Origin of the sequence: Shewanella marinintestina (assembly GCF_023283845.1) — a bacterium.
Taxonomy (GTDB): domain Bacteria; phylum Pseudomonadota; class Gammaproteobacteria; order Enterobacterales; family Shewanellaceae; genus Shewanella; species Shewanella marinintestina.
Genome location: NZ_JAKILC010000022.1, coordinates 23600 through 38117 on the forward strand (window position 1 = coordinate 23600; position 14518 = coordinate 38117).

Annotated in this window: 11 protein-coding genes; 8 read left to right on the forward strand and 3 right to left on the reverse strand. The window is 43.4% G+C overall.

Translation table 11 applies throughout. The features are described 5' to 3' along the window. Nucleotides 1-10: 10 nt before the first annotated feature. The 6 genes from fadA to L2747_RS19025 all read left to right on the forward strand — a co-directional run bounded on the left by fadA (nucleotide 11) and on the right by L2747_RS19025 (nucleotide 6720). Nucleotides 11-1174, forward strand: coding sequence for an acetyl-CoA C-acyltransferase FadA (gene fadA / locus L2747_RS19000; RefSeq protein WP_249000573.1), 1164 nt, complete (start codon nucleotides 11-13; stop codon nucleotides 1172-1174). 169 nt (nucleotides 1175-1343) lie between these two features. Beyond that, entirely contained in the window at nucleotides 1344-1805 is a 462-nt protein-coding gene (locus L2747_RS19005) for a GNAT family N-acetyltransferase (protein WP_249000574.1), read from the forward strand. 41 nt (nucleotides 1806-1846) lie between these two features. Next, nucleotides 1847-2317, forward strand: a complete 471-nt coding sequence (ybaK, locus tag L2747_RS19010; protein WP_249000575.1) for a Cys-tRNA(Pro) deacylase — start codon at nucleotides 1847-1849, stop codon at nucleotides 2315-2317. Between the two features lie 144 nt (nucleotides 2318-2461). Next, nucleotides 2462-2707 carry a sulfurtransferase TusA gene (gene tusA, locus L2747_RS19015; protein ID WP_012153289.1) on the forward strand — a complete coding sequence of 82 codons (246 nt, stop codon included), beginning with the start codon at nucleotides 2462-2464 and terminating at the stop codon, nucleotides 2705-2707. 36 nt (nucleotides 2708-2743) lie between these two features. Next, nucleotides 2744-3181 (forward strand): MOSC domain-containing protein, encoded by a 438-nt coding sequence (locus L2747_RS19020; RefSeq protein WP_249000576.1) that lies wholly within the window; start codon nucleotides 2744-2746, stop codon nucleotides 3179-3181. A 323-nt stretch (nucleotides 3182-3504) separates the two neighbouring features. Next, the gene (locus L2747_RS19025) at nucleotides 3505-6720 is read left to right on the forward strand and encodes an amidohydrolase family protein (protein ID WP_249000577.1); all 3216 of its coding nucleotides are present in this window, start codon (nucleotides 3505-3507) and stop codon (nucleotides 6718-6720) included. A gap of 491 nt (nucleotides 6721-7211) precedes the next feature. Here L2747_RS19025 and L2747_RS19030 read toward each other — a convergent pair whose 3' ends face one another. Beyond that, nucleotides 7212-7790, reverse strand: a complete 579-nt coding sequence (locus L2747_RS19030; RefSeq protein WP_249000578.1) for a DNA-3-methyladenine glycosylase I — start codon at nucleotides 7788-7790, stop codon at nucleotides 7212-7214. A 117-nt stretch (nucleotides 7791-7907) separates the two neighbouring features. Here L2747_RS19030 and glyQ point away from each other — a divergent pair, with 117 nt between their 5' ends. Both glyQ and glyS read left to right on the forward strand, forming a co-directional pair. Beyond that, a complete protein-coding gene (glyQ, locus tag L2747_RS19035; protein ID WP_249000579.1) occupies nucleotides 7908-8813 on the forward strand; it encodes a glycine--tRNA ligase subunit alpha in 906 nt (301 codons plus the stop codon). An 11-nt stretch (nucleotides 8814-8824) separates the two neighbouring features. Further along, a complete protein-coding gene (gene glyS, locus L2747_RS19040) occupies nucleotides 8825-10894 on the forward strand; it encodes a glycine--tRNA ligase subunit beta (RefSeq protein ID WP_249000580.1) in 2070 nt (689 codons plus the stop codon). Between the two features lie 63 nt (nucleotides 10895-10957). On the opposite strand, the gene L2747_RS19045 is transcribed toward glyS, so the two are convergent. Together L2747_RS19045 and gyrB are read right to left on the reverse strand one after the other, a co-directional pair. Beyond that, the gene (locus L2747_RS19045) at nucleotides 10958-12007 is read right to left on the reverse strand and encodes an HDOD domain-containing protein (RefSeq protein ID WP_283107354.1); all 1050 of its coding nucleotides are present in this window, start codon (nucleotides 12005-12007) and stop codon (nucleotides 10958-10960) included. 93 nt (nucleotides 12008-12100) lie between these two features. Beyond that, entirely contained in the window at nucleotides 12101-14518 is a 2418-nt protein-coding gene (gyrB, locus tag L2747_RS19050) for a DNA topoisomerase (ATP-hydrolyzing) subunit B (RefSeq protein ID WP_249000582.1), read from the reverse strand.

The following is a 14518-nucleotide window of genomic DNA, read 5'->3' on the forward strand; positions in this document are numbered from 1 at the left end:
GATTAGAACAATGAAAAATGCCGTTATCGTAGATTGTATCCGTACGCCAATGGGCCGCTCAAAGGCTGGTGTATTTAGAAATGTACGTGCAGAAACTTTATCTGCAGAATTGATGAAAGCGCTACTTGAGCGCAACCCAAAGCTTGATCCAAACACTATTGAAGATGTGATGTGGGGTTGTGTACAGCAAACCCTTGAGCAAGGCTTTAATATTGCCCGTAACGCGGCTTTGCTAGCTGGTATTCCTAAGCAAGTTGGCGCAGTTACTGTTAACCGTTTATGTGGCTCATCTATGGATGCTCTCCACCAAGCGGCTCGTGCGATTATGACAGGCCAAGGCGATACCTTTATCGTTGGTGGTGTTGAGCATATGGGTCATGTACCAATGAACCATGGCGTCGACTTCCACCCAGGTCTTGCTAACAATGTTGCTAAAGCCTCAGGCATGATGGGTCTAACCGCAGAAATGCTCGGCAAGATGCACGGCATTACTCGTGAACAACAAGATGCCTTTGCAGTACGTTCACATCAACGTGCTCATGCAGCCACAGTGGAAGGCCGTTTCGCCAATGAAATAGTAGCGATTGAAGGTCATGATGCCGACGGTGCCTTGATTAAAGTTGAGCACGATGAAGTGATCCGCCCAGAAACATCAATGGAATCTCTTTCAGGTCTACGCCCCGCTTTTGACCCAGCTAACGGTACTGTTACCGCGGGTACCTCTTCTGCATTATCAGATGGCGCTTCAGCCATGCTCGTGATGGAAGAAGAGAAAGCAAAAGCATTAGGCTTACCTATTCGCGCTCGTATTCGCTCAATGGCGATAGCCGGTTGTGATGCAGCGATTATGGGTTACGGGCCTGTACCTGCCACTCAAAAAGCACTTAAGCGTGCAGGTCTAACCGTTGATGACTTAGACGTTATCGAGCTTAACGAAGCCTTTGCCGCACAGTCTCTACCTTGTGTAAAAGATTTAGGTTTGATGGATGTGGTTGATGACAAGATTAACCTTAATGGCGGCGCGATTGCACTCGGTCATCCACTCGGTTGTTCAGGTACGCGCATCTCAACGACGCTAATCAATCTTATGGAAGCTAAAGATGCTAAGTATGGTCTAGCGACCATGTGTATTGGTCTAGGCCAAGGCATCGCGACTATCTTCGAGCGCCCGTAAAGCTTCAGCTCAAATAGATAAAAAGCCAGCGTAAGCTGGCTTTTTTTGTTTTCGATTCAAGCCGTTTACCTCAAACGAGAAATCATAAGTCACTCAAAGTCCAAACCGGCTAGCCTATTTCCAACAACTGCATTAACCTGAAGTCATCTGTTCTCCATTAGGATGCGCGATGAAATTAGTATTGCTTGCCGACAATGACTCAGCCATACCTCAAATAGCTAAATGGTATAACGATGAATGGGGCTCTATTGGTGAAGGTCGTAGCACTCAAGAGCTGCAACTTAAGCTCAAAGCTTACCTTAACCACGACAAGCTTCCTTTAATTATCTTAGCCCAAGATGGTGATGAACTACTCGGTGCAGCTCAACTTCGTTTCCATGAAATGGATACCTACCCCGAGAGAGAGCATTGGCTTGGTGGAGTTTATGTTGCCTCCCAGCATAGAGGTAAAGGCATAGCCAATAACTTAGTAAGCGCTATTATAGATAAGGCCAAGGAGCTCGGAGTAAACAGTATTAACTTACAAACCCAAGATTCTACTGGCGGTCTATATACCCGCCTCGGCTGGCAACCTGTAGAACAGGTCACTTATCACGGTATTGAAGTGCAAGTTATGGAAAAATTACTTTAACTAGCACCAATAATGCCTGCACCACATATATAGGTAACACAATGACTCCCGCTATCGACCTGCTCATTAAACACAAGATTGCTCATCAAGTTCATGAATATCAGCATGATCCATCTTGCCAAGCATACGGCTTAGAAGCCGCAGAGAAAATTGGGGTGGCACCTGAGTTGGTATTTAAAACCTTAGTAGTGAAACTTGATGGTAAGCAACTCGCGGTCGCGATTATTCCTGTAGCCGAAAAGCTCAGTATGAAATTGATAGCAAAGGCAGTCAAAGCCAAAAAAGCAGTAATGGCCGAAGCAATGGAAGTGCAGCGTAGCTCTGGTTATGTGCTTGGCGGTGTCAGTCCATTAGGACAAAAAAGACTGTTAATAACTGTTATTGATCAGTCTGCTGCTACTCTTGAAAAAATGTTCGTCAGCGGCGGACGCCGCGGGCTCGATATTGAACTTGCACCCGATGATATAAAGTTATTACTAAAAGCCCAGTTTGCTCCAATCACCGCAGAGTAACAGTCTATTAATTTACAGTGTTCCACGTGGAACACTGTAAATAAGCAAATGTTCCAAGCTCACAAATTAAAGCGACAAACTTGGATAAACCCGGTTGCTGGAGTAATATTAGCCACTTCTGTTTAATCGTTCAGCTGAGGAAATATGAACGACCTATTTAATGCAGCACAACATCAACTCGACGCTTTAGGCTTACGCTGCCCAGAACCTGTGATGATGGTGCGCAAATCAGTACGACGCATGAACGATGGCGAGACCTTATTGATTATTGCTGATGATCCAGCAACCACTCGTGATATTCCTAGTTTTTGCGAATTTATGGATCACACCTTAATTGCCAGCCAAACAGAATCGACACCTTATCAATACTTGATAAAAAAAGGCTTATAGCCACTTGTACAAATCTAATGGATAAAAGGAATTACCATGGCATCACTTATTGGTATTGCATTTAAAACTGAAAAACGTGGTCAAATGATTACGGTTGAACAAGCTCAAGTGACCCAAGCTAAAGGTGTTGAAAACGACATCTTTGGCCGTCCGGGTAAGCGCCAAGTTACAGTGATGTCTATCCAGCAATGGCAGCTTGCCTGTAATGATGTCGGTAAAACCTTGCCTTGGTTTACCCGTAGAGCAAATTTATTAATTGATGGAATGAGTTTCTCTGCTCAAGATGTAGGTAAACAACTTATCATTGGTGAACTCGTTTTAGAGATAACTGGTGAGACAGATCCTTGCAAGAACATGGAAATGTCTTATCCGGGGCTCGAACGAGCATTATTGTCTGACTGGCGCGGTGGTGTGACATGCCGTGTGATGACTGGAGCAAATATTAAAATGGATGACAATGTCACTTTAATTTAGTGCTTTAATTTTTGCCAAAGTTTGAGCAGTAGCTAACTGCTCAATACCACCATAACCCACTCACTTGCGACAATTCATCTCAAGCAACCAACCGCAAGTTTCACTGCAATTTAAGATTTCCTGCAAGCTATCCCTTAGTTAGCTCTCACTCGTATAAAGCCACTATTAACTTAACTAATTGAAACAGAATTTTTGTTTTACTGTTAACTAAATTATGCGATAACTGTTGCACAAATTAATCTCCAATTAAGCGCTAACCCTAACAATCAATAAATTAAATTGAAAACCACTCCTTTAAAACGATAACAATAATTAGGATTATCATGTTAAAGAACAAATTAACTCCCCTATATGCGGCCATCGCATTAAGCCTTAGTGTTCCAGTCGCGGCAGAAGAAGACAAAAAGTCTTGGCAAGTTAATGCGCCAGCAAACGCGCCTTTAGAACAAATTAAAATTGAAGTCGATGAAGGTACCTGGATGAACGTCAGCGTTAGCCCTAACGGCAAGCACGTGGTGTTCGACTTACTTGGTGACATTTATCAAATGCCAATTTCTGGCGGCGAAGCTAAGCCATTAGCTAAAGGCATTGCATGGCAAATGCAGCCGGTATATAGCCCTGATGGTAAATACATCGCCTTCACTTCTGATGAAGATGGTGGTGACAACATTTGGGTAATGGAAGCTGATGGCAGCAACCCTCGCCCTGTCACTAAAGAAACATTCCGCTTATTGAATAGTCCAGCTTGGAGCCCTGATGGCCAATATCTAGTAGCACGCAAACACTTTACTGGTAGTCGCAGCCTAGGTGCAGGTGAAGTATGGATGTATCACGTTGCTGGCGGCGACGGTGTGAAATTAACTGAGCGCCCAAATGAGCAAAAAGATTTAGGTGAACCTGCCTACTCGCCAGATGGCCGTTATATCTACTTTAGCCAAGATGCGACGCCGGGTAAGACCTTCCATTACTCAAAAGACTCAGTAAAAGGCATCTATAAGATCAAGCGTTATGATACCCAGACCGGCGATATCGAAGTATTGATCCAAGGTACTGGCGGCGCGATTCGACCAACGCCAAGCCCAGATGGCAATAAGCTAGCCTATATCAAACGTGATGGTTTCCAGTCTTCACTTTATCTTCTCGATTTAAAGTCTGGTGAAACAGAAAAACTATACGGTGAACTAGACCGAGACATGCAAGAAACCTGGGCTATCCACGGCGTATATCCAACCATGAGTTGGACAGCCGATAACGATGAAATCGTATTCTGGGCTAACGGTAAAATTAACAAACTTGATGTTGAATCTAAATCAGTAGAGCAAATTCCATTTACAGTTAAAACCGAACGAGCTGTTCAACCAGCCGTTCGTTTTACCCAAGATCTCGATAAAGATGTGTTCAACGTAAAGATGCTACGTATGGCGCAAGTATCTCCTGATGGTAAGAAAGTTGCTTTTGAAGCCCTAGGTAAGATCTGGGTTAAGAGTTTACCCGACGGCAAGATGTCTCGACTCACCAAGCTAGATAGTGATCTACGTGAACTGTTTCCACAATGGTCACGCGATGGAAAACGCGTTGTATTCACCACTTGGGATGACCAAAAGCAAGGTACTGTTAGTTTAGCTACCGTGCGCAATAAGCGTGTAAAAGTACTAACTGATGAGCCTGGTAAATACGTAGAACCTACCTTCTCACCAGATGGTGAGACTGTTGTGTACCGTAAAGCTAAAGGTGGTTATATCACTCCACGCACATGGTCACAAGAAACAGGCCTTTATCGAGTAGATATTGATGGCGATAAAAATACTAAGATCACCGCTGCAGGTTACCAACCTCAATTTGGCGCAGACAACGACCGAGTCTACTTTATGGAAAGTGGTGAAACACCACAGCTTGCATCTATTGGACTCAATGGTTTTGAAAAGCGTGTACATTACACCAGTAAACACGCCACCGAATTCAGAGTATCACCTGATGGTAATCAACTCGCTTTTGCTGAACGTTTTAAAGTGTTTGTCACCCCATTTGCTAAACACGGTGAAACGATTCAAATAGGCCCTAAAGCCAGTAATCTTCCAGTTGAACAATTAAGCGTACGCGCCGGTGAAAGCATTAGTTGGAACACTGATAGTAACCAACTGTACTGGACGCTCGGGCCTGAACTTTACCAAGTTAGTGTTGATACTCAATACCAGCAGCAAGCAGAGGGTGCTGAAGTATCTAAAGTTGAGCCAACCATTACCGATCTTGGCTTCACCCAAAAAGCTGATGTTCCACGTGGAACAATCGCCTTTGTTGGTGGAAAAATCATTACCATGGAAAATGATGAAGTTATCGAAAACGGCACGGTAATCGTTAAAGATAATCACATTGTCAGTGTAGGTTCTGCATCTGTTATCGATATCCCAAGTGACGCTAAGGTCATCGATATCAAGGGTAAAACTCTGATGCCAGGCTTATTCGATGCCCATGCTCATGGTGCTCAAGGTGAGAATGAAATCATCCCGCAGCAAAACTGGGAGCTCTACTCTAATCTGTCTCTAGGTGTTACAGCTATTCACGACCCATCAAATGACACCACAGAAATCTTTGCAGCTGCAGAGCAACAGAAAGCAGGTAATATTGCTGGCCCACGTATTTTCTCTACCGGTACTATTTTATATGGCGCGAACCTACCAGGTTATACCTCTCATATAGATTCACTCGATGATGCCAAATTCCATTTAGAGCGCTTGAAAAAAGTCGGTGCTTTCAGTGTTAAGAGTTATAACCAACCACGTCGTAACCAACGTCAGCAAGTTATCGCAGCAGCACGCGAGCTGGAAATGATGGTAGTGCCTGAAGGCGGAAGTTTACTGCAACATAACCTAACCATGATTGCCGATGGTCACACAGGTATAGAACACTCGCTACCGGCAGCGAATATCTATAGCGACATTAAGCAGTTCTGGAGCCAAACTGAAGTTGGCTATACACCAACGTTAGTTGTTGCTTATGGTGGTATCTCTGGTGAAAACTATTGGTATGACAAAACCGATGTGTGGGCACACCCTCGTTTGTCTATGTACGTACCATCAGATATTTTAGATGCTCGCTCAATGCGTCGCCCGACAGCACCAGACGAACATTACAATCACTTTAACGTCGCGCGTGTAGCAAATGAACTAAATGAAGTTGGCATTAAAGCTAACATAGGTGCTCATGGTCAACGTGAAGGTCTAGCGGCTCATTGGGAAATGTGGATGTTTGCTCAAGGTGGTATGAGCAATCTGGAAGTACTAAAAACAGCAACCATCAACCCAGCTAAACATTTTGCGATGGATCACCAAATTGGTTCAATCAAGCAAGGCAAACTTGCCGACCTAATTGTTATCGATGGTAATCCGCTGGAAGATATCCGCGTCACCGATCGTGTGACTTACACCATGGTTAACGGCAAACTATTTAATGCGGAGACAATGGATCAGCTAAATGGTGGTTCCAACAATAAAGGTAAGCAAAGAGAAACCTTCTTCTTCGAAAAAATAAATCCATTTTGAAATTTAAAATCTGGCTAACTTAGCTACGATTTTAAAATTTGAGGAAAATTATTTTTTGATTCAAAAATGTGCTTTTTAGCTAAAAATGAAAAAGGATGTTCCACGTGGAACATCCTTTTTTATTTAGGTTCTAGGTTCTAGGTTCTAGGTTCTAGGTTCTAGGTTCTAGGTTCTAGGTTCTAGGTTCTAGGTTCTAGGTTCTAGGTTCTAGGTTCTAGGTTCTAGGTTCTAGGTTCTAGCATTAATCTAACAGCCCTAACCTTTATTACTCATTTATATTTTTAGAATTTCTAAGAATGTGTAAGTGCTGCGGACTATGACTCTTTTCTGATTCCCTGAGAAAATTTATATATCACTTAATTGAAGGGCTAAAGCCCGAACTACAAAATAAAACTTTTTATTCTTTACCGTTAGCGAGTTTGCGAACGTTCAGTTATCCGTCAGCGAAGCATTCGCCTCTGCTTTGCCTTTCCTAGTCCCTAGGATCTTTCTTAGCTTTTCCTAGTACCTTCTTCACCATAACAAAAACAATCAGAGGTGTGGTCATTCACCATTCCGACCGCCTGCATAAAGGCATAACAAATTGTTGGCCCTACGAAATTGAAGCCCATATTTTTAAGTGCTTTAGACATAGCTTCTGATTCAGTGGTTTGTGCTGGAACTTGTTGCACCGACTCAAAGTGGTTCACCTTGGGACTACCACCAACAAACTCCCACAAGAATTTTGAAAAATCATTGCCCTGCTCGGTATAAACCAAATAGGCTTTAGCATTTTTAATGATTGAATTTACTTTGAGGCGATTACGTACAATTCCAGGATTGAGCATTAACTCTTCAACTTTCTCATCATCAAAAGTCGCAATGATCTTAGGCTCGAAATTAGCAAATGCAGCCTCATAATTTTGCTGTTTTTTGAGGATAGTAATCCAAGATAATCCCGCTTGTTGGCCATCTAAACACAGCTTTTCAAACAGCTCTCGGCTGTCATAAACCGGCCTGCCCCAAACTTTGTCATGGTACTCTTGATAGATAGGATCTTGTCCTACCCAAGCACAACGTGTCACTTCCATTGCTATTTCCCTAATTTTTTAACCTAACAGATAAAAAATAACCTACATAAGCGTAATTCTACAAGGTATAATCGATACCATTTTCTATTAAAGCTTCCAGGCAGTAGACAAGCGGATATGACGACCAAACACGACGTAAAAACATTCCAGGGTTTTATTATGACCCTACAGGAATACTGGGCGCAGCAAGGTTGCGCAATTGTTCAACCATTAGATATGGAAGTCGGTGCAGGCACATTCCACCCTATGACTTTCCTTAGAGCGCTAGGCCCAGAGCCGATGAGTTGTGCCTATGTACAACCAAGTCGTCGTCCTACCGATGGCCGCTACGGTGACAACCCAAACCGTCTACAGCACTTTTATCAGTATCAAGTAGTACTAAAACCTTCTCCTGATAACATCCAAGAGCTATATCTTGGATCGTTAGAAGCTGCAGGCATCGACATGGACATCCATGATGTTCGCTTTGTTGAAGACAACTGGGAATCACCAACTCTTGGTGCCTGGGGTCTAGGCTGGGAAGTTTGGTTGAACGGCATGGAAGTCTCTCAGTTTACTTACTTCCAGCAAGTCGGTGGACTTGAGTGTAAACCGGTCACGGGTGAAATCACATACGGTCTAGAGCGTCTTGCTATGTATATCCAAGAAGTGGATAACGTTTATGATCTAGTATGGACTGACGGCCCAATGGGCAAAGTTATGTATGGCGATATCTTCCATCAGAATGAAGTTGAGCAATCTGCTTATAACTTTGAACATGCCAATGTTGAAGTCTTATTTAGAGCATTTGATGACTGTGAAGTTGCTTGTCAGCACCTTCTCACATTAGAAAAACCTCTCGCCTTGCCTGCTTATGAGCAGGTAATGAAAGCCTCTCACGCATTCAACCTACTTGATGCTCGCCATGCAATCTCAGTTACTGAGCGCCAGCGTTACATTTTACGCGTTCGCACCATGGCTAAAGGCGTGGCTGAAGCTTACTATCAATCTCGTGAAGCACTTGGCTTCCCTATCGGTAAGTAGAGGATTAACTGATGAATTTTGAAAACTTACTGATTGAAGTCGGTACAGAAGAACTACCTCCAAAGTCACTGCGTAAACTAGCTGAATCATTTCTAGCTAATTTTACTGAAGAGCTAACTAAAGCTGAATTGAGCTTTGAGTCTGCAGTATGGCACGCTGCGCCACGTCGCTTAGCTATTTGTATCAACCAACTTGCGCTAGCACAAGCAGACAAAGTGGTTGAAAAGCGCGGTCCAGCGGTAGCTCAAGCTTTTGATGCTGACGGTAACCCGACTAAAGCCGCTATGGGCTGGGCTCGTGGTAACGGTATTACTGTTGAGCAAGCTGAGCGTTTAAAGACGGATAAAGGCGAATGGCTACTGCACCAAGCTCGCGTTGTTGGTGTTGAAACTAAAAGCCTAATCGCCGATATGGCGCAGCGCTCATTAGACAAGTTACCGATCCCAAAGCCAATGCGCTGGGGTAGCAACACAACTCAGTTTATCCGCCCTGTTCACACTGTAACTATGCTACTGGGTAGTGAAGTGGTTGATGGCGAATTACTAGGTATTAAATCTGACCGCGTTGTTCGTGGCCACCGCTTTATGGGTGAATCTAGCTTTGAGCTAGATCATGCAGACAACTATTTAATCGCACTTAAAGAGAAAGGCAAAGTACTCGCAGATTACGAAGCACGTAAAGCGATTATCAAAACTGATGCTGAAGCGGCTGCCACTAAAATTGGCGGTGTAGCTGATCTAGAAGATGATTTACTGGAAGAAGTGACTTCACTCGTTGAGTGGCCTGTTGTGCTTACAGCAAGCTTCGAAGAAAAGTTCTTAGACGTACCAGCAGAAGCCTTGGTTTACACCATGAAAGGTGATCAAAAGTACTTCCCTGTATTTGATAAGACTGGCCAACTGCTACCTAACTTTATCTTCGTGACTAACATCGAATCTAAAGATCCACAGCAGATTATTGCAGGTAACGAGAAAGTGGTTCGTCCACGTCTTGCCGATGCTGAGTTCTTCTTTGAAACCGATAAGAAAGACACACTAGAAGCTCGCCTTGCTAGCCTAGAAACAGTTATTTTCCAAAAGCAACTTGGCACAATTAAGCAACGCGTTGAGCGTATCTCTGCTATGGCAGGTTACATTGCTACTAGCATTGATGCTAACAGCGAAGAAGCCGCACGTGCAGGTCTATTATCAAAGTCAGATTTGATGACTAACATGGTAATGGAGTTTACTGACCTTCAAGGCACCATGGGTATGCATTACGCACGCCTAAACGGTGAAACTGAAGCGGTAGCTGTAGCACTGTCTGAACAATATAAGCCTAAGTTTTCTGGCGATACCGTACCAACTGCACCAATCTCAATTTGTGTGGCATTAGCTGAAAAGCTAGATACATTAGTAGGTATCTTTGGTATTGGCCAAGCACCAAAAGGTGCTGCGGATCCATTTGCACTGCGTCGTGCTGCAATTGGTGTGCTTCGTATCTGTTTAGAAAACAATTTACCACTAGATCTTGTAGACCTAATTGCTAAGGCACAAGAGCTACACGGTGAAAACCTAACTAACGATGATGTTGCAGAGCAAGTGCTTGAGTTCTTTATGGCTCGCTTCCGTGCTTGGTATCAAGATCAGGGTGTAAGTGTAGATGTGATCTTAGCCGTACTGGCTCGTCGCCCTACTGCTCCTGCAGATTTTGAAAGCCGCATTAAAGCTGTTGCTCACTTCAGAACACTTGAGCAAGCTTCTGCTCTAGCTGCTGCTAACAAGCGTGTATCTAACATTTTAGCTAAAGTTGAAGGTGAGCTACCAGCTGCTATCGATGACAAGCTACTTGTTGAATCTGCTGAAAAAGCACTGGCTGAAAAGCTTGCAGAATTACACCCACAATTGGCGCCGCTATTTGCTGCCGCTAACTACCAAGAAGCATTAGCACTCCTAGCAAGTCTACGTGAAAGTGTTGATACCTTCTTTGAAGATGTGATGGTAATGGCTGATGATGAAGCACTTAAGAACAACCGTTTAGCACTACTTTCTAGCCTACGCGAGCAGTTCTTACATGCCGCGGATATCTCGTTACTTCAATAAGTAATAAGCAGATATAAAAAAACGCGCCTAAGGCGCGTTTTTTTATTGTTCTAAGTTACACTATCAAAATAGTACCAGCTTCTCATGCAATAGATTAAATGTATCACTGTCTATACCTGCATCATATAACAACCTATCTAATTGCTCTGGCTGTAACTTACCCGCCTCAATTAACATAGAGCATTCACTAATTAGATTAGCACGCCAAATCACGTCAGCAAGGCCCCCAGCAGGCTTGGTATCAACAACTGCAAGTCGACTAAGCTCTGATTCAAACAACGATGGTAGCTCCCAGTAACGGGCAAGTAAGGCGCTCAAACTTAAAGACTTAGTGGTCATAACCTGTCTAAACAAACTAGAACATGGCTGTTCACCAGGTTCAGCCTGTTTAAAGGCTTCTAACAATAATTTAAAAATAGCTATCTTACCCACATCGTGCAGTAAGCCGAGTAGAAATGCACTATCAGGATCTTCGTCTGTTAACTCACTTGCGAGGTAAGCCACTTGCATTGAATGACGCCAAATTTGGCTACCAAAACGCCTAAAGTATATTGGTTTAACTTCAATAATCTTGCGCATCATAACGCTAGTGACAAAACGGCGGATCTGGTCTCTTCCCAGCTGAACCAATGCTAGTTGCAGGCTAGTGACTTCTTTATCACTGCGTTTAAATAATGGTGAGTTGCACAGTTTAAGCACTTCGACACTTAATACAGGATCTTTCTCTATTAATGCCAATAGCGCTTTAGTATCACTACTTTCATCCGCAAGTTGCTTGTCTAATGCGGCAACCTGAGTTGGCATTTTAAGTACGCGCTCAGCAATTGCCTTAGGCGAGGCTAACGCAGCCTCTACGCGTCTAAAAACGCTTTTTTCAAGCTCATTAGCGGTACCGTTTAACTGTGTGCTTGGAAATAGTAAGCTATAAAACAATGCAGAGAGGTCGATAGCTACAACAGGATTATCAACTTTAGATTGAGCTGCTACTGTTACACGGGGAGTTTCACTCGATATAGGCTGAAAATGCTCCATAGAGCCACTAAAACTCTTTGGCTTTTCTATTACCACCTGCTCTCTGATATTAAATAGTTTTCTGAACGCTTTACTGAACAATTTATTATGACCGGGTACTGGGTTGTTAACAAAAAAATCGGTGCCTATAGCACCGATTTTACTCTATCGTTAAGTTTACCTACAAAAATAAACTTAAACGTCGAGGTTTGCCACATTAAGCGCATTAGCTTCAATAAAGTCGCGACGCGGCTCAACTTGATCACCCATCAAACAAGTAAACAGCTGATCAGCTCCAATCGCATCTTCAATTGTTACTTGCAACATACGGCGAGATTCTGGATCCATTGTAGTTTCCCACAATTGCTCAGGGTTCATTTCACCCAATCCTTTATAACGCTGGATGTATAAGCCACGCTTAGACTCGTTCATCAACCAATCTAATGCTTCGACGAAGCTCACGACATCTTTAGTACGCTCACCACGTTGCACATAACCACCGTCTTCAATTAGGCCATTGATTTCAGCACCCATCTTAACGATGCGCTGGTAATCAGTAGACTGGAAGAAGTCGTATGAGAACATATAGTGGGTATCAATACCATGCTTACGAATCGTAATCTTAGGCAGATAAACTTGACGCTCAGGATCTAGAACTGGCTCAGCACTATATAAAATACCGCCAGTTTCTTTATCTATAAGATCAGCAACAAATACGTCAGCCCAAGCTTTAACTTGTGCTTCATCAGCTAACACTTCATTGGTAATAGCTGGATGATAAAGCATTAGATCAGTGATGTTGGTTGGGTAACGTTGCTCTAAACGAGCAATGATAGCTTCCACTTCACGATACTGATTAACCAAACGCTCTAATGGCTGACCAGACATGCCTGGTGCACCTTGCGATGGGTAGATATTGGCATTATCAAGTGCTTGAGTTGTTAAGTACTCTGTCAATGCAGGATCATCTTTCAGATACTGCTCTTGCTTACCCTTTTTAACCTTATATAGCGGAGGCTGTGCGATATACACATAACCACGCTCAATAAGCTCAGGCATTTGACGGAAGAAGAAGGTCAACAGCAATGTACGAATGTGCGAGCCGTCGACGTCAGCATCAGTCATGATAACGATGTTATGGTAACGAGTCTTATCTGGGTCGTATTCGTCACGGCCAATACCACAACCTAGTGCAGTAATTAGCGTGGCAACTTCTTGAGAAGATAGCATCTTATCAAAACGTGCTTTTTCAACGTTTAAGATCTTACCTTTTAGTGGCAGAATAGCTTGGTTCTTACGGTTACGTCCCTGCTTGGCGCTACCGCCAGCAGAGTCCCCTTCCACTATGTAAATTTCAGAAAGACCAGGATCTTTCTCTTGGCAGTCAGCAAGTTTACCAGGCAAACCACCTAAATCTAATGCACCTTTACGGCGAGTCATTTCACGTGCTTTACGTGCGGCTTCACGAGCACGCGCAGCATCGATAATCTTACCAACAATCATCTTAGCTTCGTTTGGATGTTCCATTAGGTAATCACCCAATTGTTCACCCATTGTCTGCTCAACAGCTGACTTTACTTCACTTGAAACAAGCTTGTCTTTCGTCTGAGAACTGAACTTAGGATCTGGAACTTTAACAGAGATAACAGCAGTTAGACCTTCACGTGCATCGTCACCCGTTGCACCAGTCTTACCTTTCTTGTTATAGCCTTCACGTTCCATGTAGTTGTTCAAGTTACGTGTCAACGCACCACGGAAGCCAGCTAAGTGGGTACCACCATCGCGCTGAGGAATGTTGTTAGTAAAACAGAAGATGTTTTCTTGGAAGCCATCGTTCCACTGCATAGCGACTTCAACAGTAATACCATCGTCACGCTCTTGGATAAAGTGAAACACTTCTTTGTTTACTGGTGTTTTATTAACGTTTAAGTAGTCAACAAATGCACTGATACCACCTTCATACTTGAAGAATTCATCGCGGTTATCACGCTCATCAACTAAACGAATACCAACACCTGAGTTCAGGAAAGATAATTCACGAACACGTTTAGCTAAAATATCGAAGTGGAACAAGACATCAGAGAAAGTCTCTGCGCTTGGCCAAAAACGGATTTCAGTACCCGTCTTCGTTGCTTCGCCAATAGCAGTAATTGGCGCATCAGGTACACCATGAGTGTAAAACTGCTCATATACCTTGCCGTCACGACGAATAGTCATCTGCAGCTTAGAAGATAGCGCGTTTACAACTGACACACCAACACCGTGCAAACCGCCCGATACTTTATAAGAGTTATCATCGAATTTACCACCGGCGTGAAGTACGGTCATAATAACTTCAGCAGCAGAGATACCTTCCTCTTCGTGGATAGATACCGGAATACCACGACCGTCATCGCGAACCGATACAGAACCATCTGCATGGATTGTGATAATAACGTCGTTACAGTGGCCCGCTAACGCTTCATCGATAGAGTTATCGACTACTTCGAATACCATGTGATGTAGACCTGTACCATCATCAGTATCACCAATGTACATGCCTGGTCTTTTACGTACCGCATCAAGGCCCTTTAGAACCTTAATACTCGAAGAATCATAACTATTCTCTGACAT